Here is a 22,823-nt window from a genome sequence, read left to right on the forward strand (position 1 = left end):
ATAGACGGAAAGTTTCCGGGTTTAAACCCGGAAACTTTCCGTCTAATAATATTGTTACATGAAAGGAGAGTGAGTTGGCCACTTGGAGCTTAAAAGAACTCCGGGAATCATTCGGAAGAATTAACAACAAAAATAGGTCGAAAATTGATCTAATAAATTCCGTCGGTAGAAGTGTTGCTATATTTCACTACCACCTGGAGCAGGCAAGGGATGCCATGAAAGACTTTCATAAAAATGGTGAGGCTTCCGATCCAGAACAATTCAAAGTCATGTTTAGTGATTCTGAGGACGGGGTCGAGTATGAAGTAGCTAAGTTAACAAACCAAGCTAACTCGATAGCATTAATTCTCACTGTAAGATCAATGTATGACATTTTCGCTCAGCTTATTAGAGCAATGCTTTTAGAGGATGAGCTAACTGAAAAGCAGTGCGAAATATCTCGAGTTGCAAAATGCCTTCCGGATTCAGATCTTAAAACTACATTAAATGAACTTTTGGATAGTTATAGTTTTAAGTACGTTAGAGCATTTTCTAATGTCACTAAACACCGGTTCTCAATAGAACAGTCGTCTACTATCGACTTTGAAGAAAATAGAGCAGGAATTCAGTTCAAGGGATTTTCTTATAATGACGAGAAATATCCAAAAATGTGGTCTGATGAGCTTTTAAGGTTAGTGTTGGAAGCAAAGAACCAAATTGTTAACTGCGGAAACGCACTAAACAACTTTCACTTCCAAGAAAACATGTAACAAACGGCTCCACGCAGACGCCCAAACCTACGCGGCTTTTGTGGGTTTCTCTGCGCTACACTTTACCACAAAAACCTCTCCGGTTTGGGCGCTGGTGAGCCGGGCGTTATGCAGTCAAAGGAATGGTAATGAGAAAAACGTTACTTTTGATGATCGTCACATTGTTCAGTGCGTCTGCATCCGGACGAGAATTCGTTCAAACCGGATCATCAATGGAGCCAACGATAAAAGACGGCCAAAAAATTGAAGTAGGCATCCTTTCTTCGTTCAGCTACGATCCTAAGCGTTGGGACTTAGTTGCATTGAAAAATCCTCAAGATTTCAATTTGTTAGTTTTTAGAATTATCGGTCTTCCTAACGAAACAATAAGGCTTGAAAAAGAGGGGATCCACATCAACGATGAAATGATAAAAATACCGATGGAGCTTGTCCAAGCTGGCGTATATTACTGGCCTGCGTCAGCTATCACAAACAATGAAAACTATTCTGACAACCTATATAGAACGAAAGAAGGAGAGTACTTTCTTCTAGGTGACAACACTTTAAATGCTAATGACAGTCGCTTTCAATTGGGTATTATCCATCGAGATTCAATACTCAATAAAGTTGAAGGCAGCTTATAGAAAATGCATAACCAAGCCATCAAATACGCTCCCCTCGGTCGCTGGACCTCGCTTCACTCAGCCGTTTATGGCGAGCGCTATGGGTACTAGTGCATGATCAGTTTTCGGTCAGTTCTAGCTGGGGTATTAGCAGTATCGCTTCTAGCCAATATTGCGCTTTTTATTTACGTTTCCTCGCTGCAAGAAACTAACTCAATGGTGCCAAGGTTAAAGAACGAACTGAAAACCATCACCAGCGTCATTCCAAAAGACCTTGCAATGGAGGAGGCAGCGGCGGCACTTCGTTCAGCTGGCTATGAAGTGCAAACCGACGGAGAATATTATTACGCCCCCAGACCAAACGAAACGCTGTCTGTAGGTACGACATACTTTGTATTTTCACCGAGTGGACGCTTAATGCAAATTTATAGTCTATCGGACTCCATGGATCCGATTTATGACCACCATAACCAAGCGCACCACTAGACCGCCGCGAGCGGTGGTGGGACGCTCCGAACCTGCACCACTTTCACACGCAAAGTGTCCGTGAGAGCGGTGCAGGATCACAGCCTCGTTATAGCAATGCGTTCTAAGCGTTGAGTGACGGAGCTTTCCGGGCATGGTATAAAAGCACCCAGATGCGGAAGACGGATAGTTTCCGTTTAATAATAGTGTCAAAGGTCAAGGGAATACTGTGAAAAAACTTCATATAGCCATATCAACTGACAAGATCGATGAAACCGTTGCGGATTACAGCCAACGACTGAATGCAGAGCCGAGTTTGGTCGTCCCTGGCGAGTACGCGTTGTGGCGAACAGCCACTCTGAACCTGTCTGTGCGCCAAGATGCTAACGCAGATCCGGGCTCTTTGCGTCACCTTGGCTGGGAAGACTCATCTTCAGAACAGTTCACGCAGGATGTGGATGTAAATGGCATTGTGTGGGAGCTGTTTAATGCCGACCTTCAAGCAAAGGAAATTAATGAGCTATGGCCTGATGCGGGTTATCAGCCATGAACTTTGACCGGACAAAGAGTTGCATTGCCTGCGGTCGCCGTCCCTTCGCAAGCCTTCGCCGCTGCGTTTGACGCTAGCAGTTCACTCACACATCTACGAAGGCGCCAAAAAGTGCCTCACGCGTAACAGGGAGAGACAAAATGGACAAGTTTTCCAAAGTGTGCTTTAGAAACAAAATGGGAATGGGGATCGCCACAGGAATAGCTGTTGGAGCAGGATTTGGCGCCGCCACAGGAAACATGGCACAAGCCATAGGTTTTGGTGCTGCGCTTGGTGTTGCACTTGGGGCCATTTGGACTCGCCGTGGCAATCGTCAAGCCCGCTAACAACAAGGAAGTAGCCCCAACGCTTTATACGTCTGAGTAGAATTGCATGAATTTCCGGGAAGCAGAACCAAAAGACGCGGAAGCAATTGGCCGGATAAGGGTCGCTGCTTGGAGAGCGGCCTATCAGCCGTTTATGCCAAAGGAGTTTCTCAAATCACTGAACGCCGCCAGCAAGCTATCTGAACTTAGAGCGCGGCTTGCCAATCAGAATTCTGACTTCACCCTATCCGTAGCGGAAGAGCAAGGAAAAGTCGTAGCGTTTTCCATCGTCGGAAAACCTCGCCATGATGCGGCGCCTAAAACAATAGAGCTCTGGGCCGTGAATGTTCTACCTGAACATTGGAGAATGGGCATCGGAACCAGCCTTGTAGAACGGGCAATCGCTTTTTCGTCCCGCTCAGGGTTCAATAGCATTGAGCTCTGGTGTATCAAGGGCAACACACCAGCTCAGGAGACGTATAAGAAACTTGGCTTTATCGAGTCGGGCCGAGAAAGGTCTTCATCCCGGCTGACGGGGATTACATTGCATGAATTGCATTATGCCAAAGCTCTCTAGAAAACCAGGCTAACATGCTATTAACAACACTAGCGCTACTCGACGTCGCATTGAGGGCGGCGACAATCGGACAGTTGGTTCTTCTGGTTGGCGTCGGGCTTAACCGTAAACCAATTCGTGAAGGAACGCTGTTACTACTGGCTGCCATAGCCTGCGGCATAGCCTATCTGTTGCTTACAGCGCCAGTGCCTGACGCTGCCTACGGCATGATCCGCAACATACTGCTGCTCCTGACCGATGCCTGGGCCTATGCGCTCTGGTTGGCCGCCATGTATTTTTTCCAGGAGGGGTTCTCCGTTCGTCATACCCCCATTTGGGTCCGCCCGTTTGTCATTGTGTGGATCGCCTGGCACCTTTACTTTTTTGGGTTCAGAGGTGGTGATGGCATCTATCACCAAATCAACCATGGCCTTTCCATTCTGATACTCGCGCACATCATATACACGGCCCTAACGGGACTGTCTGATGACCTGGTGGACAAACGCCGCCGTCTGCGGCTGATGCTCAGCGGTGCTTTGGCGGCGTATGGTGTAATGTTGGCCATCGACCAGCTTTGGCTGGGTCGACAGCTGCAGTCGGCGACACTCAGCCTGGCAAACGCCACCCTGGTCTTTGCCAGTGTTACGTGGTTTAGCGTGTACCTGCTTCGTACCAATAAGGGGTCGGTGATCCCGGAACCAGATAGCGGCTTCGACACACGTTCTCAAACGGCGCTTCCTCACGAGTACGTTAACCTGAAGCGCGCCCTGGACGACTTTATTGAGCGAGGCGACTACATGCAGCCTGAGTTAGATATAGCGTCCATGGCCTCCCAACTAGGCGATAAAGAGCACCGGCTACGCCGCCTGATCAACCGCCAACTCGGCTTTCAGAACTTCAGTGGTTTCCTCAATCAGCTACGAATTCAGAAGGCTCGTCAATGGCTCGCGTCGCCCCAACACGCCTCCACTCCCATAATGAATATCGCCCTTGATCTGGGGTACGGCTCTATCGGACCATTCAATCGCGCGTTCAAGCGCAGCACCGGGCTGACGCCGACGCAATACCGGGCCCAATTTCACAATCAGCCATAAGTTTTTGAAATCGGCAAGACTTTTTCCCATGTAAAACAGATAGTTACTCCCGTGCCTGAGAGCCCACACATACTGTTGACGCATGGAGATCGACAATGAAATTACTTCTGATAACCACGTTTTTACTGCTGCTGGCATCGCTGTCGTCGGCCCAAAGCTTTTACCCTGTACCGGACTATCGCGACTACGGCATTCCCGACTCGCAAGAGCAGACGCAAGAGGTTGACGCATTTATCCTCGAATTTCGAAAAGCATGGCGCAATCAAGACGCAGCCACCGTAGCCAGTTTACATACGCGGGATGTGGAGTGGATCAATGCGTTTGGCCGCACGTTTCGTGGACGGGACAATCTCCAGGTGTTTCTGGAGACCGTTCTTTTCCCCGGCTTTTCTCCTGCACAGTGGCAAGAGGCCATGGCCTCCTATCGTCCGGTATCCAGGCACTATTTGGGGGAGGTTGTTGTTATCAACAGTCAGTTGCACAGCTCGCCCGGATCTGCGGTCGACGGAGATCAGCGCCGGGTGTCCCTGAACTTTGTCCTGGTCAGGCAAGCCGGGCAGTGGCAGATAGCACAACAGATCATCTCGGACCTCAGGCCGCGCCGCACACCCGGTCAATAAGGAGCAACGGTACAATGCGTATACTGATAATCCTGACATGGCTATTGGCACTCCCCACAGATGCCAACGAACAGCGGGTAACCAATGGTTCAGGTCACTACACCTACTCATCTGGCGCTGGCCAGCAGCAAACCCGACTCAAGGTTTACTACCACCAGCCCGACTCTTTTGCGCCCTCCTCACCGGTACTCCTGGTGTTGCCCGGAGCCGGACGCAATGCATGGGACTACCGGGATGCCTGGAAAGCTGCATCCGAGAAATACGGAGTGCTGGTCATCTCTCCACACTACGCAGAGGAACGGTACCCGGAGTTCTGGAACTACAATATCGCGGGAATGCTTACCAATGTGACCATCAATGAAACCAGGACCGGGTTCGCGAGCTACGAGATCACCCAGGACCCACAGCAGTGGCTATTCAAGGATTTTGACGGTATTTTCCTGGATGCCCGCAAAAGGTTCGGAATCGATGCGGACCGCTACGATATGTTCGGGCACTCCGCAGGTGGCCAAATAATCCACCGGTTCGCCCTGTTTGGTACCAGCGTCCATGCGGATCGGTTAATTGCCGCCAACTCCGGGTGGTACACACTACCGGACTTCGACGTCAAGTTTCCCTTTGGTTTAAAAGGGAGTCCCTTATCGGAAAAGGCGCACCGTATAGCGTTCTCGAGAAATCTGGTGGTATTTCTCGGCGAGCTGGACAACGCCGATGAGACCCGGGGCCACCTTGCCCGGAACGATAAACTCGACGTGCAAGGGTTGCACCGTTTCTCGCGCGGCCAGTATTTTTACCGCGAATCAAAAGCCATTGCCGAGGATATAGACGCCGACTTTACGTGGCAAAAAATCCATGTACCAGGAGTGGGGCACGACTACCGTCGAATGAGCGAGAAAGCCGCTCAATACCTGTACACCCCAAGAAACCAACAACATTCACGACAGGAACCCCAATGAACCATAGTATCAAGAAGATGTTTCAACGCTATTTGTCCCAACTGGATACAATAGTCGCCAAGATCCCTCCGGAAACGTTCACATCGTCACTCGCTGACGACATGTTCAATCTGGAGACGAACGCCAAAATCGCGGCCAACTTTATACTTCGAGGGTATTGTCCGCTGATAAACAGGAAAGTCGCCTCCTTCACCAAGGAGGAATCAGGCAAAGCGGCTGTTCAAGCCCAGATAACGGAAACGGCAAATTACCTGGACGATCTTCCAGAAGCTCAACAGCTCGACGCTACCAGACACTTGAGGGATAAAGCCGGCTTCTCTGAAGTAGACCTTCCGGAGCCCGAGTTCATATACCATTATATTATTCCAAACTTTCTGTTTCACGCGAGTATGGTCTATGCAATAGCCCGGGCAAATGGTGTCAAGCTGAGCAAGGGAGATTACGACGGTATTCATTCATACCCTGCAGGATTCTGCTTTTTGTAACGGATTTGAATTACCACGAAAGTCACCACTCAGGGTCACTATAACCAGCGCCGCACTAACAGGCGATAGTCCTGATATTCGACTCCGTAGGCCCGACCCAATGCGACTTCTTCGCGGCGCGCCTGCAGTACGATCACGACGGCGCCCACCAGCAGACAAAGCAGGGTGAACACGCTGGGGAAGGTCAGAAACAATCCCAACTGACCGAGGATGATGCCGATGAACAGAGGATTTCGGGTAAGCCCATAGGGGCCCTGAGTCAGGAGCGGCTGACGTTTGTCCGGGTCGATACCGGAGCGCCAGTCATTGCGCATGTAGGCGTGGACGTAACTGACGATGCTGTAGGACACCAGCAGCATTGCCATGCCGGCCAGCAGCACCGGCGCCTGGTAGAGCGCGGGAAAGACGCCGAGCCAAGGATCGATGGGCCAGACGATACGAGCCAGGCACACCCCCAGAATGGCGGCACGGAAGAGGTTGAACGTTTGCCGGTACCACCAGGTGGCGGAGCCCCGGTTGCCGTAGCGAATGTGGCTGATTCCGGTACGCTTCCACAGGCCGACACTGGTGCTGGTGTAATGCAGGCCGATAAACAGGAAGTAGAGCCCGAGAAAGTGGCGGGAGAGCTGGTCAATATCGGGCATGCGGGTATTCCTGATCTTATCGGTGCTTCACTTGATACGGTTCACCGTCGATACTAGCGGATGGGGGCGCGGCGATGCCAGCCTGAATGTCATGATTGCGCCCATCTTTACACTTAACCCCTTCCAACTACCGGGAACTCCTTGATGCTATCGGTGGTCGATGCTCTGACATTGTGTGTGGTGATGATGGCGCTCGCGGCCACGCCGAGTACCAGTGTGGCTCTGGTGCTGGCCCGCTCGGCGGCCTCGGGGGTCGCGGCCGGTGCCGCCGTCGCGGTTGGGATTGTGCTGGGCGACCTGTTGTTTGTGTGTCTGGCGTTACTGGGTATGAGCGCCCTGGCGGAGTCACTGAGTGGTGCCTTCTACTGGGTGCGGCTCGCGTGCGGCGGCTACCTGATCTATCTGGGCTGGTGTTGCTGGCGTGCCGCGCCGCAATCCGCGAACCGCCCAATGGCCTCCACGCCGGTACGCCTGTGGCGCGATACGCTGACGGGACTGCTGATCACACTCGCGGATGTAAAGGCCATCGTGTTTTACGCCAGCCTGTTTCCGGCGTTTGTCGATCTGTCCCGGATGACCGTTCAGGGGCTGGGCGTGGTGGTGGCCATTACCATCCTGGCGGTGGGCGGCACCAAACTGGCTTATGCCTACGGCGCCCATCGGATTACGCAGGCAACATTGATGAAGCGGTTCGAGCGCCCGGCGCAGCGAATCGGCGGGACGTTGCTTGGCGTCATTGGTCTGTATCTGATCATTGGAGCCTGAGCGCGCTCTGCTACACTGACAGCGTGTTTCCGCAATGGCGGGTTCGCGGATCATTGATTCACCAAAACGGAGCGGTGACATGAAGTACCAAGCGGGACTCTTGTTCGTAATCCTGTTGTCTGGTTTGACCGGATGCGCGCAACTTGTGACGGACCAATACCTGGACCGCCACTGCGACAAATCTCATATCGACTGCCCGGGCCGGGAAACCGTCGAGCGCAAAGCGCAGAAAGCCGACATGGCGGCATTTCGGGCCATTGGCGAGCAGTTTGAAGACAAAGGCAACACGCCTGAACCCGCTCCACCCTATCGCGACCCCGCCGAGCCCCTCTGCCCTGACGGGCAGAAGAAGGTGTGCTCGGCCAGTGCCGGTTGCCGCTGCGAAGCGGACTGAGCCGGTTATTCTCCCAGAGTGAACTCGAACTCGGCGGTTTCACCGGGTAACAGCTCAATGGTCTGTTCGACTTGGCCATTGATCGTTACCTGATACTCGCCATAGAAACCGCGCTCGCTGAACTCCCCTTCGCCATTGGTGGCACCGGTAAAGTCGTTCCACCAGTCATTGAAAATGGCGTCTTTCCAGGCGACGGCGTTGGGTTTTTCCCGCCAGTCTTCGGTATACATGGCACCATCCGGCGTCCAGTGGGCGCCCGCCCAGAAGCCCCACTTCTGCACCCCGACGGTGGCCGGATGGCTGAACACGGCGGTAAGGAAATCCCGGGTGTAGTCCGCCTGCAGCGCCTCGTCCGTGGTATTGATGTCGAATTCGGTCACCCGGATGGTCAGCTCGGGAAAGGCCGCGTGAAAGCGATCCAGAATTTCCAGTACCCGGGGAATGGCCGTGGGTGACGGGCCAAAATGCCCCTGCATGCCAATGCCGTCAATCGGTGCGTTCTGGTCAACCAGATACTGGATGGTCTGCTGATAGTGATCCTGATGGGCGGCGTCGCGTCCACCGCCGGACAGAATGGAATAATCGTTGATGTAGAGTTTGTGGTGGGCCAGGTTCAGGCGCGCTCGCTCGAACCAGTCGACCATCACCTCATCGCCAAAGGCGTCCATCAGGTAGTGGTTGTCATAGGGCTCGTTGAGCACATCCCACTCATCCAACACATCCGCCGTGGCACTGGCGATATCGTCGATATGATCGAGGACGATCTGCTTTGCTTCCGGATCGGCGTTTTCCGGCTCACCTTCCGGCAGGTACTCCTGAATCAGGTTGGGCAGGTTGCGCTTGGACGGCCAGACCATGACGTGGCCTCGGGTGTAAAAGTCGTTATCCTTGAGCCACTGAAGCGCATCGATGGTGGTCTGCTGGCTAAAGTCCTGGCCCCACTCACCCGCCCAGGGCGCCCACTTCAGGTCATTTTCCGGGCCGCTCTGATTGAACAGTTCCAGCACCTTTTCCCGGTAGAGGTCGTTATCCTCGCCTTCGCCCATGAGGATGTGGCCGACGGTCACCGAGCCAAAGTGATAGGCATGGCGGGTCATTTCGACCGCCACGTCAGCGCCCTCAATCGGCTGACCTTCACCGTCCAGTACCCGCACGGTGAAATCCCCTTTGCGGTGCTCATCAATGCGCGCGGCGGCCTCGGCGCGCCAGTCGGCATCGGCCTCCCGACCGCCGTAGCTCAGCTCGGTTCGGGGCAGATCGTCCACCGCCAGGTTCTGCCCGAAATGCAGCACTTCCACGCCGCCGATATCGAAGCTCTGGGGGCGATCGCCGCCTCCAAAACCGATCTTCAGAATCAGGTCGTTGGCGGCCTCGGCCCCGGACATTTCCAGCGGAATGTCATAGGCCTGCCAGTCACCAGTACTGGTGATTTCCCGCTCGGCGTATTTGGTGTAGTCCGGTCCCGGGCCTTCCAGGAAGGCGGTGGCGAAGGTCGCACCGGTTTCATCGGTGGTACTGACCGAACGCATATAGAGGCGAATCAGCATCACATCGCCTTCGGCCGTGGCCCGGAGAATGGGGTACTGCAACTGACCATTGAAAAACGCGCCCGGGGGATTCTCGGCGTGAATGCGCACCGCCTGGGTGAATCCGGAGTGGTCTGCGGCCACGGTTTCCGCCCGGCCGACCGGCTCACCGTCGTTGTCGCCTTCCCAGAAGCTGTATTCGGTGGCGGGCGATGCGGTGATCACCAACTCACCCTGGTCCAGGGGGTCACCGTCAGGGTCGGGGTCGGGCTCAGGCTCTGGTTCGGGTTCAGGCTCTGGTTCCGGCTCGGGCTGCGGTTCTGGATTTTCGGTAGGTGGCGTCGAGCCGCCACCGGAGCCTCCACCGCAGGCGGTCAGTTGGACGGTAAAACCGAAAATCATCAAAAATATGAGCAGGGCGCGATACATGCGGAAAACTCCAAAAGTCACTCGTTATTGTTTATATGACTTTATGCTACCCCGTCTACGGCGTGATCACAATACATCCTCCGGCGCCATCTGAACGTACACCCTTTTTAGAACCCATCACTATCAAGGACTGGACATGACCCCGAACGCCATCCTGAAAGAGAGCACTGAATGACCCGCACCTCTGTCTTCACCCGGTATTTTGAAGCGCCCGTCGCTGTTCACGAGCCGCTATTCACCCTCGAGCCCCTGGCGCCCAAACACAACGACCTGGACTACGGCGCCTGGCAGTCCAGCGTAGAGGAGCTGCAGGGGATTTTTGGTCCGGGTCATGAATGGCCCAAAGCGGAGTACAGCAAGGCCCGGAACCTTGAGGACCTTCAGCGTCATTACCGGGAGTTCGAGCAGGGTGAAGCTTACGCCTACACCATTCTGAGCCCGGACCAAGGCCTGTGCATTGGCTGCGTTTATATTCAACCTCCGCTCGTGCACTCTTACGATACGCATGTCGACTTCTGGTTCAGGAACTCCCACAAGCACCTTGAGGCTCCCTTCATGGCCTGGCTCAAACAATGGCTGGCGTCAGACTGGGGGCTCAAAACCCCAGCCTTCCCGGGCCGGGAGCTGTCGTGGCAGGACTATCACCAACGCCGGGATAAAATGGCTGATAATCCCGGGGCGTAATCGGGCGGTATCAGCAGTCATAACATTAAACCCACATAGAGAAAGGAGGCCCCATGCGCTTACTTTTGTTGTTCTTTGCTCTGATCAGCCCGCCCCTCTGGGCCGACGACACGGCCGAGGCGATTTTTGCCGGCGGTTGCTTCTGGTGTATGGAGCCGCCGTACGATGAGGTGGAAGGCGTGAAGGAAACCATTTCCGGGTATATCGGTGGCACGGTCGCCAACCCCAGCTATGAGCAGGTGGTGGCCGGAGGCACGGGGCACACTGAGGCCGTCAAGATCGTTTACGACCCGTCCAAGGTGGACTATCAAGCGCTTCTGGAGATTTTCTGGCGCAATATTGATCCTCTGGATGCCGGTGGTCAGTTCTGCGACCGGGGTGACTCCTATCGGGCCGGGATCTTTTACCTGAACGATGAGCAGGAAGCCCTGGCCCGATCGACCAAAGCCGAGGTGGAGGCGCGCTTTGAAAAGCCGGTGGTCACCGAAATCACCGAGGCCACGGCGTTCTATAAAGCGGAGGGCTACCACCAGAATTACTACCAGAAAAATCCCGTGCGCTATAAATACTACCGCTACCGTTGCGGCCGGGACGCACGACTGGATGCACTGTGGAAATAGATTCGCAGCGGGCTGGCCCAACAAGCCTACTCCCGGACAGGCCGAACGCGTAAACTGTCGCTTTTGAACCGGACAAGCGACGCACTTATGCACATTCACATTCTCGGGATTTGCGGCACCTTCATGGGCAGCCTGGCGCTGCTGGCGCGGGAGCTGGGGCACACCGTCACCGGCAGTGACGCCAACGTCTACCCGCCCATGAGCACCCAGTTGGAAGCGGCGGGCATTAAGCTGCTGGAAGGCTACAGCCCCGAGCACCTTGAGCCCGCACCAGATTTGGTGGTGATCGGCAACGCCCTGAGCCGGGGCAACCCGGAGGTGGAGGCGGTGCTGGATAAGGGCCTGCCCTATACCTCCGGTCCGGAATGGCTACGTGAGCAGGTGCTTCCGGGCAAGTGGGTGCTGGCGGTCTCGGGCACCCACGGCAAAACCACCACCGCCAGTATGCTGGCCTGGATTCTGGAATACGCCCATATGGCGCCGGGTTTTCTGATTGGCGGGGTGACCCAGAATTTCCCCCAGTCCGCGCGCTTGGGCGAGACGCCGTTTTTTGTGGTGGAAGCGGACGAGTACGACAGCGCCTTTTTCGACAAGCGTTCCAAGTTCGTTCACTACCGCCCCCGCACGCTGGTCATCAATAACCTGGAGTACGACCACGCCGACATTTTCCCGGACCTGGCGGCGATTCAACGCCAGTTTCATCACTTGGTGCGCACGGTGCCGGGCTCGGGGCTGATTGTCAGTCCCGCCGGGGTCGAGGCCATTGAACAGACGTTAGATCAGGGCTGCTGGACGCCCCGGGAAACCCTGGGCGCCGAAGGTGACTGGCAGGTGAAACTGACCGCCGCCGACGGCAGCGCGTTTGAGGTATGGCACGAGGGCGCCGCCATTGCGACGGTGAACTGGGAGCATACCGGCGAGCACAATGTGATGAATGGCCTGGCGGCGCTGATCGCGGCCCGGCATGTGGGAGTAACGCCTGAAATCGGCGCTCAGGCGCTGGCGGCGTTCAAGGGAGTCAAGCGCCGGATGGAGTGCCTTGCGGACGTGCACGGTATTCGGGTGTACGACGATTTTGCCCATCACCCGACGGCGATCAAGACCACTCTGGCCGGGCTGCGGGCCAAGGTGGGGGATGAGAAGATCATCGCGCTGATTGAGCCGCGCTCGAATACCATGCGCCTGGGTGTGCACCGGGAGGCGCTGAAAAACTGTTTCAGTGATGCCGATGCGGTATTGTGGTATCAGCCCAGCCATAGTGATTGGGATCTCGATGAGCTGGTGAATCACAGTTCTGTGCCGGCGCAGTTGGAGCACACTATCGATGAGTTGATTCACGGGGCGCTGTCGTTGGCGGAGAGCGGCAGTCATATTGTGATTATGAGTAATGGCGGGTTTGATGGGATTCATCAGAAGTTGGTGGGTCAGTTGAATCGGCATGCGTTGTAATTTGTCGCGGAAAGTCCGGTAACGGCGGATAAGGGCGAAGCCCGCATCCGCCGTAACGATCAATGAAACGGGGACCCACTATGGACTACCAACGTACCGTCACCCTGGCCATGACCGGCGCTTCCGGGGCGCAATATGGTCTGCGGTTGTTGCAATGTCTGCTGGCGGCGGACTGTCGGGTGTATCTGCTGTTGTCGAGTGCGGCGGAGGTGGTGATTCGCACGGAGACCAATGTCGAGTTGCCCGGTGATCTGGAGGAGCAGCAGTTGATGCTCAGTCAGATGTTTGGCGCTGAGGATGAGCAGTTGCAGTTGTTTTCCCGGGAGGATTGGTTTTCGCCGGTGGCTTCGGGGTCGAGTTCTCCCAGTTCGATGGTGATCTGTCCGGCCAGTGGTGGGTCGTTGTCGGCCATCGCCCACGGCGCGAGTAACAATCTGGTTGAGCGGGCGGCGGATGTGGCGTTGAAGGAGCGGCGGCAGTTGATTCTGGTTCCGCGGGAGGCGCCCTATTCCGAGGTGCATCTGGAGAATATGTTGAAGTTGACCCGGATGGGCGCGGTGGTGGTGCCGGCCAGCCCGGGGTTTTATATGCAGCCGACCCGGATTGAGGAGTTGGTGGATTTTATTGTGGCGCGGGTGTTGGATCAGTTGGGGATTGAACAGGATTTGATGCCGCGTTGGGGAGAGGATTGACGGAGCTTCTTTGGTGAGTTCGGGCCGAGATGGGGAAGGTCTTTCAAGACACGCCGTGAACCCATCCCTGGGGGCTCGGATCGCGGGTCCCCCGCTCCACGGTCTTGAAAGACCTTCCCCACCTCGGTCCTACGTGCCACACATTTTGTAAGACCGCTACAAATACCGCCGAATCAACGTCAGGGTTTTCTCCAACGCTCCCCGGTTGGCTTCGGCCACTTCTCTGGCCGCCTGGCCCCGCACTGTGCGCAGCTCCTCGGTTTCAGTCAGGCTGATCACCTGCCCCGCCAGTTCCTCCGCGTTTTCAATGACCTGTAAGGCGCCCGCCTCTTTCAGCAGGTCCGACACTTCCGCAAAGTTGTACAGGCTCGGGCCACTCAGAATCGGCAGGCCCCAGGCGGCGGGTTCGATCAGGTTGTGGCCGCCGTTGTCGATCAGTGAGCCGCCCACAAAGGCGATGTCGCTGGCGCCATATAGGGTCAGCAGTTCGCCCATGACATCGCCCACCAGTACCTGAACATCCGCTCCCGGGGCCTCTCCGGTACTGCGCCGGGCGGTGACGAAACCGCGCTCGTTGCTCAATTCGGCCACCGAGTCAAAGCGCTCGGGGTGACGGGGCACCAACACCAGCAGTGGGTTGCTGGTGGTTTGCGCGCGCACTTGGGCAAACGCCTCCAGTAGGGGGCCGTCCTCGCCGTCGTGAGTGCTGGCGGCGATCCAGATGGGACGCGCCGGGTTGCCTTGCCACTGGGCCCGCAGCGCCGCTGCGCGTTCCCGGACGCTGTCATCCAGGGTCAGGTCAAATTTGATACTGCCGGTGATGTGGGTGGCATCCGGGCGCAGCCCCAGGTCCTGAAAGCGCTCGGCGTCCGCCCGGTTCTGGATGCCGGCCTCGGTCAGGCCCTGAAGCATGGGTCGGGTCAGGGCCGCAAAGCGCTGATAGCCCCGGGCGGACTTTTCCGAGAGCCGACCGTTGATCAGCACACCGGGAATTTCCCGCGCCCGGCAGGCGGCCAGGGTATTCGGCCAGAGTTCGGTTTCCATCATCAGATACAGACGGGGCTGCACCCGGTCCAGAAACCGGCGCACGCTGCCCGGCAGATCAAAGGGCGCATAAACGTGTTGAACCTGATCGCCAAACAGGGCCGCGACCCGGTCGGCACCGGTGGGCGTGGTGGTGGTCATCAGCAGTTGCAGACCGGGCTCCTGCAGCAGCGCGCGGGCCACCGGCGCGGCCGCCAACACTTCACCCACCGAGGCGGTGTGCAGCCACACCAGGGTACGGCCGGTCTCCTGAGGCGGGACCCGGCCAAACCGCTCCCCCCAGCGCAGCGCCCAGGCCGGGTTGCGCCGGGCGAGCAGGCGCAGCCGCAGCAGCAACAGGGGCGTGAGCAGATAGAGCAGCAGTGTGTACAACCAGCGCATGCGCAGCGTCATCCTTTCATGGGGCGGACGCACAGGATACCACTGCGCCCAAGCCCAGGCTAAGCCAGGTCTTTCAGCGACCGGGACAGGAGTTCGGACACCAGGCTGGGCATAAACTCCCGGGGCAGGGTGATGGCGAAGAAGTTCTCGAACAGGTTGGGCAGACGCTCGTAGCCGCGCAGGCGGCCCTGCTGCAACTCGTCTTTCACCACCACTTCGGGCAGCACGGTAACGGCTCCGGTGTCCCGGGCCAGCAGACGCAACATGGCCATATCATCCACTTCGGCGAGAATGTCCGGCTGGTACTGATGCAGGCTGCACAGGGCGTCGAACCCCCGGCGGATTTCGTGGTTGGCCCCCGGCAAGACCCAGCGCAGCCCCTGATACCCCGCCGGAAAGGCGGCGGCCGGATCGAGATCCGCCGGACCGATGATCGACAGCGGCTGACGCGCCAGCAACTGGCTCTGCCAGGCCACCGCCGGTGCCCCGGAGGGCTGTATCTGGGTGTTGGTCAGCACCACATCCAGCTCGTGTCGGGCCAGGCCGTTGAGCAGATTGGTCATCCCCATGGCGTGCAGGCTGAAACTCACATCGCGCTCATTGCGAGCCAGCAAGGGCTCGATGAAGGACTCAATGAAATTACGGGACATGGTCGAGAGCATGCCAATGCGAATTGTCTGCTGTTCCGGCTCGATGCCCCGGCTGATCAGGGACTCCAGCTCCTCACCTTTGGTGAAAATCACTTCGGCGTAGTTGAACACCTGACGCCCGGCCTCAGTGAGCACCAACTTACGGTTGCGCCGCTCGAACAGGGGCTTTCCCATGCGCTCTTCCAACTGGCGGATCTGGGCCGACAGGGCGCTCTGGGAAACGTGCTGCTGCTCGGCTACCCGCGTCAGTTTGCCCTCACTGGCCACTCGCCAGAAGTAGTACAGATGATGGTAGTTCAACCGGCTCATGCGTGGAGCGCCCCTTAACCGTTCGCTTTTATAGAACGCTTGATACATTTATATCTATTTTACTTAAATTACCACCAAAGGGATACTCCGCCTCAACCGTTTACGGACTCAAAGATGATGACTGTGGAGTCGATGCATGAACTGGAGTGAAGCCCTCCCCACCCTGCTACTGAGCGCCGTTCCCCTACTGCTGGCCCTGGGAGCGGCATTCAGTGCCCGCCAGGCAAGCCCCGACCCGGCCTGGCGCCTCGCCAAAGTTTCCACATCCAGCGCGCTGCTACTGGCCATCGGTCTGTTGGCCTGGGCGCTGGTTCCGGGCGCTGAGGCCGGATTCTGGCAGTCCGCCCCACTCAACCTGGTGATGCTGACGCTGGTGAGCTTCATCGGCTTTGTGGTGGTCCGTTACAGCGCCCAATATCTTCAGGGGGAGCCTCGCCAGACCCGCTTCGCCGCTCTGGTGCAGGCGGTGTTCGCCGCCGTCAGTGTCGCGGTGCTTAGTGACCACTTACTCCTGTTTCTGGCGGCCTGGCTGGGCATCAGCCTGGCCATGCACCAATTGCTGATGTTCTACCCCGAGCGCCCGCGCGCCGCGCTGGCGGCCCACAAGAAGTTCCTGTTTGCCCGGGCTGCCGAGCTGTGCGCCCTGAGTGCCTTTGCGCTGCTGTACCTGCACCACGGTACTGGGCACATCAGCACCATCGTCGCCGCCTATGCCGAGCCGGCATCCCTGACCCTGACCGAGCACTTGGCGGCCAGCCTGCTGGCGATGGCCGCGCTGATCAAATGCGCCCAGTTGCCGCTGCACGGCTGGCTGATTCAGGTGGTGGAAGCCCCCACCCCGGTGTCCGCCACTCTGCACGGCGGGGTCATCAATCTGGGTGGTTACCTGCTGTTGATGTTTGCCCCGCTGGTGCTTCAGTCCGCCCCGGCGCAGGCGCTGCTGTTGGTCGTGGCGGGTCTTAGCAGCGTGCTGGCCGCTCTGGTGATGATGACCCGCATCAGCATCAAGGTCCGCCTGGCCTGGTCCACCAGTGCCCAGATGGGCCTGATGCTGGTGGAAATCGCCCTGGGCCTGGTGGAGCTGGCGCTGCTGCACCTGCTGGCCCACTCCTGCTACAAAGCCTACGCCTTCCTCAGCTCTGGAGAGGCCGTCGTTCAGGACCGGCAGCGGCGGCTGGCCCCGGCCCGTACGCCTCCGATCGGCCAGTGGCTTGGCGCCGGGCTGTGCAGTGTTCTGCTGGTGGCCGGGCTGCTGTCTGCGGGTCACTATGGCCTCGGCCTGGCCTGGCCGGAGACCTTCAGCCCCTGGGTGCTGCTCGCCCTGGCACTGACCACCCTGATGGCCGAGCGCGACAGCCGGCTCAGCGCTGGCTCACTGCTGCGCTTCGCTGCCCTGGCGGTCGTGCTGGCCGCCGTCTACTTCGGTCTGAAAACCCTGTTTGGCCTGTTTTTCCCCGACTACCCTCGGGCCACCCCACTGTGGGCGGACCTGTGGATGAGCACCCTGTTCGCCGCGCTGTCCATGGCCTATGCGCTGCTGCGCCACGGTGCCCACCGGCCCGCAGTCCAGCGGCTGGCGGTAGCGCTTTACGCCGGTTTCTATCTGGATGAATGGGTCACCAAAACCACGCTCAAACTCTGGCCGCACCGGCTCCCGACCCGGGCGCGCCCCAAGCAGTTACACCCCATCTCTGAGGAGGGTTTGCTATGACCGCGTTCGAGAAGACGTCCGCCCCACTGACCCGGGAGCCCGACACCACCGAGCAAGCCCGACTGCTGACCACGGCGCAAGAGCAGGCTCTGGATCGCGCTTGTTCCAGCATCGCCCCCAACTGGCCGCTGGACCGCATGATTGCCGTCAACCCGCTGTGGGCCATGCGCGAGCAGCCCATCGACGAGGTGGCCGCGCGCCTGTCATCGCTGGCCTATATCCACTCCCTGATGCCCCCCAGCCATTATCTGCAGCGCTGGCAGAATGGTGACATCCAGGCGGAGCACCTGACCCGGGCGGCGGCCGAGCTGGACTATCCCGGCAACTACCAGAACCTGCTGAAAGTGGTGAAAACACTGAGTGAACTGCCCCACTGGCACAACATCAGTGACCTGGTGGACGCCGCCCGGGACCGGCAGCACAAGATGGCCTGGCGGGACGAGATCATCCATCAGATCAGCCAGTTCTGTGCCGCCCATTACCAGGAGGACGGCCCGTTCAACACCGAGCGGCTGAACCCGCAGGGCGAGCGCTCGTCCAATCCCACGCTCTACCAGCAGTGGCTGCGCATTACCCGCGTGGACCGGGGTATTGCCATTCTGATGGCGGAGCCGGGCCTGGGACGGTTTTTCGACACGCTGCCTGCGACCGATGAAGGGCTGTTCCAGGCGGCGGCCGCCGAACTCGGCGTCAACGCCACGCAGCTTGGCGACTACGCCCAGGCGCTGCTGCTGGACATCAACGGCTGGGCCGCCTGGGTGGCCTTTCGGGATTGGCAGCGCGAGCTGGGTGAGAACGACAGTGCGCCGGCCACGGAGATGCGCAGCCTGCTGGCCATTCGCCTGGCCTGGGAACTGGTCCTGTGGCGCTACCTGCACCGTCGCCACCCGGAGCAGGCGCAGAACCTGAGTTGGCTCTGGCGGCGCGAACTGGACAGCCTGCCCGAACTGTTCGAGCGTCACCGTCAGGCCCAGCGGCCCCTGTGGGTGTGGCAGCGGGCGGCCGAGCTGGCCTATCAACAGCCACTCAACCGGTCACTGACCCAGGCGGTGCGCGCGCCCCACACGGTGGCGGACACGCCCTCGCTGCAGGCCGTTTTCTGCATCGATGTGCGCTCGGAGCCTCTGCGTCGCGCCCTGGAGCAGCAGAACCCGGACATCCAGACACTGGGCTTCGCCGGTTTCTTTGGCTTGCCCCTGAGCGTCGTCACCCCCGGCTCGGCGCTGGCCCAACCGCACCTGCCCGGACTGCTGGCACCTCAGGTGGAAGTGCGCCTGGGCACCCCCGAGCAGGCCAACGCCCAGGCACGACAGCTCAACTGGAGCGCTCGCTTTCAGGAGTGGTCGCAAACCGCCGCAGCCACCTTCACCGCCGTGGAGGCCGGCGGCCTGCTGTACGCTGGCAAACTGTTGGGCCGCTCGCTGTTGCCGGGCAAAGCGCCCAAACGCCTTGAACTGAGTTCACTGCGTTGGCACTGGCGTGACTCCGGAAAGCCCTTGACCCAGGCCGACCAGGTCACCCTGTTGCGCAACGTACTGACCGCTATGGGGCTGACCGAGCGTTTCGCCTCACGGGTGCTGCTGGTCGGCCACGGCAGCCACACCCAGAACAACCCGCACGCCGCGGGTCTGGAGTGCGGCGCCTGTGGCGGTCAATCGGGGGAAGTCTCGGTACGCGCCCTGGCCCGCTTGCTGAACGATCCGTCGCTGCGCGCACCCCTGGCGGAGGCAGGCATCACCCTGCCCGACGACTGCCGCTTCGTGCCGGCCCTGCACCACACGGTGACCGACCGGATCGAGCTGCTCGAGGGCGAGGATTGGCTGAGCGCCGAGACCGCCGAGTGGTTGCGCCGGGCCAGCGCCGGAGCGCAGCGCGAACGCGCGGCCGCCCTGGGGTTGAGCCCCGATCAGGCCGACCTGGATCAACAACTGACACAGCGCAATAGCGACTGGTCCCAGACCCGCCCGGAATGGGGCCTGGCCAACAACGCCGCGTTTATCGCCGCGCCGCGCTCGGTGACCGCCCCGATCGATCTGCAGGGGCGGAGCTTTCTGCACGATTACAACTGGCGTACCGACCCGGAGTTCAGCCGCCTGGAGCTGATCATGACCGCCCCCCTGGTGGTGGCCCACTGGATCAACATGCAATACAACAGCTCCACGCTGGATAATCGGAAGTTCGGCAGCGGCAACAAAGTGTTGCACAACGTGGTCGGCGGCCACATCGGCGTGTTTGAAGGCAACGGCGGCGACCTGCGCATTGGCCTGCCCCTGCAATCGTTGCACGATGGCGAGCAGTGGCGGCACGAGCCCTTGCGTCTTAGCGCCTACCTGGCCGCACCGACCAGGGCGATTGACGCCATCATCGCCAAGCATCCGGTCCTGCAGGCGCTGACTGGCAATGGCTGGCTATACCTGTTCAGCCTCGACGATGAAACCGGAGCGGTGCAGGCCTATCACGACGGCCACTGGACCCGCACGACGGACTGAGCCTTCAGCGGCCAACTGACTCAGCGCCAAGGAAGGCACGTCCCACCCCAATGGCGGCGCGAGTCAAAAAGCCGGCGGTGAGTCGTGACGCCGCAGCCCCGGGGCTGCTACACTCTCGCTCCGACTAACCGCTTGCGAAGCGCCAAATCACCATGAGCACCCCGGATACCCCCGACAATACTCAGAGCACCTGGCTCGATCAGGTAAAATGGAACGACGATGGGCTGGTTCCCGCCATCGCCCAGGACGCCGACAGCGGCCGGATTCTGATGATGGCCTGGATGAACCGCGAATCCCTCGCCCTGAGCGCCCGGGAAAACCGCGCCGTTTACTGGTCCCGCTCCCGGGGTAAGCTGTGGCGCAAAGGCGAATCCTCGGGCCATGTGCAGGAACTGAAAAGCATTGAGCTGGACTGTGACGCCGATGCCATTGTGCTCAAGGTGAAACAACTGGGCGGTATCGCCTGCCACACCGGCCGGGAGTCCTGTTTTTACCGGACCCTGAAAGAGGGCCAGTGGCAGACCATGGAGCCGGTTCTGAAAGACCCCAACGAGATTTACTGAGCATGAGCACACCGAACACCGAGCAGGTTCTGGCCGAATTGACCCGCGTTCTGGAGGCCCGCAAACAGAACGCGGACCCCAAGTCATCCTACGTCGCCAGCCTGCACGCCAAGGGGCTGAACAAGATTCTGGAGAAAGTGGGCGAGGAGTGCACCGAAACCCTGCTCGCAGCCAAGGATGCCGAACGCAATGGCGACAACCAGCACCTGATCATGGAAACCGCCGACTTGTGGTTCCACAGTCTGGTCATGCTGTCGCATTTAGGCGAAAATGCCGACGCGGTGCTCAACGAGCTGGCGCGGCGCTTTGATTTATCCGGCCACGCCGAAAAAGCGGCGCGCAACAACCAAACATAAGTAGAGGGTAAGGTTATGGGATTTGGTGGAATTGGCATTTGGCAGTTGCTGATCATTCTGGCCATTGTGGTTCTCCTGTTTGGCACCAAGCGTCTGGGCAGTATTGGCAGCGATCTGGGTAAAGCCATCAAGGGCTTCAAGAAGTCGGTCAGCGATGACGACGCCGAGAAAGACAGCGAAAAAGACGACGACAGCGCCAAACGCAACGTTGAAGACAAAACCGACCCGAACAGCGCTCAGACCCAGCAGGAAAAATCCGCAGCGGAAGACAAGAACCGCTCGTGATCCCCGGCAACGCCCTCGGGCGTGCCCTGACTGAGCCAGCGGCGCAACTCCCGGGCGGGAGGGCGCCAATCCAGTGTCTGCCTTATTGGAAAGGTGTTTGAGTGTTCGATATCGGTTTCTTTGAGCTGCTGATCATCGCGATTGTGGGCCTGGTGGTCATAGGCCCGGAGCGCCTGCCAGAAGCGGCGCGCGCCGTAGGCCTGTGGATCGGCCGGCTCAAGCGCAGCCTACGGGAAACCCGCAGCGAGCTGGAAAAACAGCTTGGCGCCGACGATATTCGCCGCCAGTTGCACAATGAAGAGGTGATGCGCAGCCTGGAAGCTACCCGCCGCCAGGTGCAGGAAGCGGTGGAGGAAGGCTCCTTCCAGACACCGCTGAAAAAATACAAGGACGAAGACGAGCCCGAGCTGCCCGATCACGCGCACACTGAGCCAGACGAGAACACGGAGCCAAAGAGCAGCGACTCGTCCAGCCGCTCCGGGGCCGATACCGACACCCGCGAGGCGGACGGCAAGGGCACTGATTCCGAGCCCACCGATGCCTCATCCGAGCCGGCCAAGGCACCCCGCGATTCACAGACGCCCTCTTCCTGAGCCCGAGCATGACCGTAACCCCGAACGACAAAGAACTGCCCCTGGTTCAGCACCTGATCGAACTGCGCAATCGCCTGCTGCGGATCATCATTATCGTGCTGGTGATCTTTCTGGGCCTGTTCTACTTTGCCAACGATATTTACACCCTGACGGCGGCCCCGCTGCAGAAATTCCTGCCCGAATCGGCGGGGATGATCGCCACCGACGTGGCCTCCCCCTTCCTGACACCATTCAAGCTCACCCTGTTTGTGGCGGTGCTGCTGGCCGCGCCGTTTATCCTGCACCAGATCTGGGCCTTTATCGCCCCCGGCCTGTACACCCACGAGAAGCGCCTGGCTCTGCCGTTGCTGGCCTCCAGTGTGGTGCTGTTCTACGGCGGTATGGCGTTCGCCTACTTTGTGGTGTTCCCGCTGATATTCGGGTTTTTTACCAGCGTGGGGCCGGAAGGCGTGGCGGTGATGACCGACATGGCCAAGTACCTGGACTTCGTCCTCAAGCTGTTTTTCGCCTTCGGGGTGGCGTTCGAGATTCCCATTGCCACCATCCTGATGATTCACGCCGGCATTATCACCCCGGACGGGATCGCCAAGAAACGCCCCTACGTCGTGGTCGGCTGCTTTGTCATGGGCATGGTTCTGACCCCACCCGATGTGATCTCCCAGACGCTGCTGGCCCTGCCCATGTGGCTGCTGTTCGAGGTGGGCGTATTCTTTGGCCGCATGGTGTACCGGCGGGACCGCGCCCGGGAGGCGGAGGAAGAGCAGGAGCTCTAAACAGCGATATTTGACGCCACTCCGGCGTGTATATTTTTCCGACCTGTGCTATAAATGGTGAAAACTACTATAAGTAACCATTGC

The 22,823-nt window shown here is 58.6% G+C and carries 27 protein-coding genes; 23 read left to right on the plus strand and 4 right to left on the minus strand.

What is annotated here, in order from left to right:
* The first annotated feature begins 74 nt into the window (after positions 1-74).
* From EDC38_RS09585 to EDC38_RS09630, 10 genes are all read left to right on the plus strand, one after another.
* Positions 75-749: a hypothetical protein gene (locus tag EDC38_RS09585; RefSeq protein WP_123638315.1), complete on the plus strand. Its 675-nt coding sequence runs from the start codon at positions 75-77 to the stop codon at positions 747-749.
* A 128-nt stretch (positions 750-877) separates the two neighbouring features.
* Positions 878-1,372 (plus strand): signal peptidase I, encoded by a 495-nt coding sequence (lepB, locus tag EDC38_RS09590; RefSeq protein WP_170162885.1) that lies wholly within the window; start codon positions 878-880, stop codon positions 1,370-1,372.
* A gap of 93 nt (positions 1,373-1,465) precedes the next feature.
* Positions 1,466-1,837 carry a hypothetical protein gene (locus EDC38_RS09595; RefSeq protein WP_123638317.1) on the plus strand — a complete coding sequence of 124 codons (372 nt, stop codon included), beginning with the start codon at positions 1,466-1,468 and terminating at the stop codon, positions 1,835-1,837.
* A gap of 208 nt (positions 1,838-2,045) precedes the next feature.
* A complete protein-coding gene (locus tag EDC38_RS09600; RefSeq protein ID WP_123638318.1) occupies positions 2,046-2,366 on the plus strand; it encodes a VOC family protein in 321 nt (106 codons plus the stop codon).
* A gap of 140 nt (positions 2,367-2,506) precedes the next feature.
* The gene (locus EDC38_RS09605) at positions 2,507-2,692 is read left to right on the plus strand and encodes a glycine zipper domain-containing protein (RefSeq protein WP_123638319.1); all 186 of its coding nucleotides are present in this window, start codon (positions 2,507-2,509) and stop codon (positions 2,690-2,692) included.
* Positions 2,693-2,738: 46 nt separating this feature from the next.
* The gene (locus EDC38_RS09610) at positions 2,739-3,248 is read left to right on the plus strand and encodes a GNAT family N-acetyltransferase (protein WP_123638320.1); all 510 of its coding nucleotides are present in this window, start codon (positions 2,739-2,741) and stop codon (positions 3,246-3,248) included.
* Positions 3,249-3,262: 14 nt separating this feature from the next.
* Positions 3,263-4,321, plus strand: coding sequence for an AraC family transcriptional regulator (locus EDC38_RS09615; RefSeq protein ID WP_123638321.1), 1,059 nt, complete (start codon positions 3,263-3,265; stop codon positions 4,319-4,321).
* A gap of 95 nt (positions 4,322-4,416) precedes the next feature.
* On the plus strand, positions 4,417-4,941 hold the full coding sequence (locus EDC38_RS09620; protein ID WP_123638322.1) for a YybH family protein: 525 nt from the start codon (positions 4,417-4,419) through the stop codon (positions 4,939-4,941).
* A gap of 14 nt (positions 4,942-4,955) precedes the next feature.
* Entirely contained in the window at positions 4,956-5,897 is a 942-nt protein-coding gene (locus tag EDC38_RS09625; RefSeq protein WP_123638323.1) for an alpha/beta hydrolase family protein, read from the plus strand.
* Positions 5,894-6,382, plus strand: a complete 489-nt coding sequence (locus EDC38_RS09630) for a DUF1993 family protein (RefSeq protein WP_123638324.1) — start codon at positions 5,894-5,896, stop codon at positions 6,380-6,382. The genes EDC38_RS09625 and EDC38_RS09630 overlap by 4 nt, the downstream gene beginning before the upstream one ends.
* Before the next feature lie 38 nt (positions 6,383-6,420).
* On the opposite strand, the gene EDC38_RS09635 is transcribed toward EDC38_RS09630, so the two are convergent.
* Complete coding sequence (locus EDC38_RS09635) at positions 6,421-7,026, minus strand: methyltransferase family protein (RefSeq protein ID WP_123638325.1); 606 nt, start codon at positions 7,024-7,026, stop codon at positions 6,421-6,423.
* Between the two features lie 144 nt (positions 7,027-7,170).
* Here EDC38_RS09635 and EDC38_RS09640 point away from each other — a divergent pair, with 144 nt between their 5' ends.
* Together EDC38_RS09640 and EDC38_RS09645 are read left to right on the plus strand one after the other, a co-directional pair.
* Entirely contained in the window at positions 7,171-7,791 is a 621-nt protein-coding gene (locus tag EDC38_RS09640) for a LysE family translocator (RefSeq protein ID WP_123638326.1), read from the plus strand.
* A gap of 145 nt (positions 7,792-7,936) precedes the next feature.
* Complete coding sequence (locus EDC38_RS09645; RefSeq protein ID WP_123638327.1) at positions 7,937-8,185, plus strand: hypothetical protein; 249 nt, start codon at positions 7,937-7,939, stop codon at positions 8,183-8,185.
* 5 nt (positions 8,186-8,190) lie between these two features.
* On the opposite strand, the gene EDC38_RS09650 is transcribed toward EDC38_RS09645, so the two are convergent.
* Positions 8,191-10,140, minus strand: coding sequence for an endo-1,4-beta-xylanase (locus tag EDC38_RS09650; protein ID WP_123638328.1), 1,950 nt, complete (start codon positions 10,138-10,140; stop codon positions 8,191-8,193).
* Between the two features lie 171 nt (positions 10,141-10,311).
* Between EDC38_RS09650 and EDC38_RS09655 the strand changes: the two genes are divergently transcribed.
* The 4 genes from EDC38_RS09655 to EDC38_RS09670 all read left to right on the plus strand — a co-directional run bounded on the left by EDC38_RS09655 (position 10,312) and on the right by EDC38_RS09670 (position 13,585).
* Positions 10,312-10,824: a hypothetical protein gene (locus EDC38_RS09655; protein WP_123638329.1), complete on the plus strand. Its 513-nt coding sequence runs from the start codon at positions 10,312-10,314 to the stop codon at positions 10,822-10,824.
* Between the two features lie 53 nt (positions 10,825-10,877).
* Positions 10,878-11,444, plus strand: a complete 567-nt coding sequence (gene msrA, locus EDC38_RS09660) for a peptide-methionine (S)-S-oxide reductase MsrA (RefSeq protein WP_123638330.1) — start codon at positions 10,878-10,880, stop codon at positions 11,442-11,444.
* Between the two features lie 87 nt (positions 11,445-11,531).
* A complete protein-coding gene (mpl, locus tag EDC38_RS09665) occupies positions 11,532-12,893 on the plus strand; it encodes a UDP-N-acetylmuramate:L-alanyl-gamma-D-glutamyl-meso-diaminopimelate ligase (protein WP_123638331.1) in 1,362 nt (453 codons plus the stop codon).
* Between the two features lie 80 nt (positions 12,894-12,973).
* On the plus strand, positions 12,974-13,585 hold the full coding sequence (locus tag EDC38_RS09670; RefSeq protein WP_123638332.1) for a flavin prenyltransferase UbiX: 612 nt from the start codon (positions 12,974-12,976) through the stop codon (positions 13,583-13,585).
* A gap of 156 nt (positions 13,586-13,741) precedes the next feature.
* Here the strand turns inward: EDC38_RS09670 and waaA are convergent, their stop codons facing one another.
* Both waaA and EDC38_RS09680 read right to left on the minus strand, forming a co-directional pair.
* The gene (waaA, locus tag EDC38_RS09675) at positions 13,742-15,010 is read right to left on the minus strand and encodes a lipid IV(A) 3-deoxy-D-manno-octulosonic acid transferase (protein WP_123638333.1); all 1,269 of its coding nucleotides are present in this window, start codon (positions 15,008-15,010) and stop codon (positions 13,742-13,744) included.
* 59 nt (positions 15,011-15,069) lie between these two features.
* Entirely contained in the window at positions 15,070-15,969 is a 900-nt protein-coding gene (locus EDC38_RS09680; protein WP_123638334.1) for a LysR family transcriptional regulator, read from the minus strand.
* Between the two features lie 136 nt (positions 15,970-16,105).
* On the opposite strand from EDC38_RS09680, the gene EDC38_RS09685 reads away from it, so the two are divergent.
* The 7 genes from EDC38_RS09685 (at position 16,106) to tatC (ending at position 22,739) form a co-directional block, all read left to right on the plus strand.
* Entirely contained in the window at positions 16,106-17,680 is a 1,575-nt protein-coding gene (locus tag EDC38_RS09685) for an NADH-quinone oxidoreductase subunit L (protein WP_123638335.1), read from the plus strand.
* Positions 17,677-20,169 carry a YbcC family protein gene (locus EDC38_RS09690; protein WP_123638336.1) on the plus strand — a complete coding sequence of 831 codons (2,493 nt, stop codon included), beginning with the start codon at positions 17,677-17,679 and terminating at the stop codon, positions 20,167-20,169. Before EDC38_RS09685 ends, EDC38_RS09690 begins: the two co-directional genes overlap by 4 nt.
* A gap of 152 nt (positions 20,170-20,321) precedes the next feature.
* Positions 20,322-20,732: a phosphoribosyl-AMP cyclohydrolase gene (gene hisI / locus EDC38_RS09695; protein WP_123638337.1), complete on the plus strand. Its 411-nt coding sequence runs from the start codon at positions 20,322-20,324 to the stop codon at positions 20,730-20,732.
* Between the two features lie 2 nt (positions 20,733-20,734).
* A complete protein-coding gene (locus EDC38_RS09700; protein WP_123638338.1) occupies positions 20,735-21,088 on the plus strand; it encodes a phosphoribosyl-ATP diphosphatase in 354 nt (117 codons plus the stop codon).
* Positions 21,089-21,103: 15 nt separating this feature from the next.
* Complete coding sequence (gene tatA, locus EDC38_RS09705) at positions 21,104-21,373, plus strand: twin-arginine translocase TatA/TatE family subunit (protein WP_024461318.1); 270 nt, start codon at positions 21,104-21,106, stop codon at positions 21,371-21,373.
* 101 nt (positions 21,374-21,474) lie between these two features.
* The gene (gene tatB / locus EDC38_RS09710; RefSeq protein ID WP_123638339.1) at positions 21,475-21,966 is read left to right on the plus strand and encodes a Sec-independent protein translocase protein TatB; all 492 of its coding nucleotides are present in this window, start codon (positions 21,475-21,477) and stop codon (positions 21,964-21,966) included.
* Positions 21,967-21,974: 8 nt separating this feature from the next.
* A complete protein-coding gene (gene tatC, locus EDC38_RS09715; RefSeq protein WP_123638340.1) occupies positions 21,975-22,739 on the plus strand; it encodes a twin-arginine translocase subunit TatC in 765 nt (254 codons plus the stop codon).
* Positions 22,740-22,823 lie beyond the last annotated feature (84 nt).

Origin of the sequence: Marinimicrobium koreense (assembly GCF_003762925.1) — a bacterium.
Classification (GTDB): domain Bacteria; phylum Pseudomonadota; class Gammaproteobacteria; order Pseudomonadales; family Cellvibrionaceae; genus Marinimicrobium; species Marinimicrobium koreense.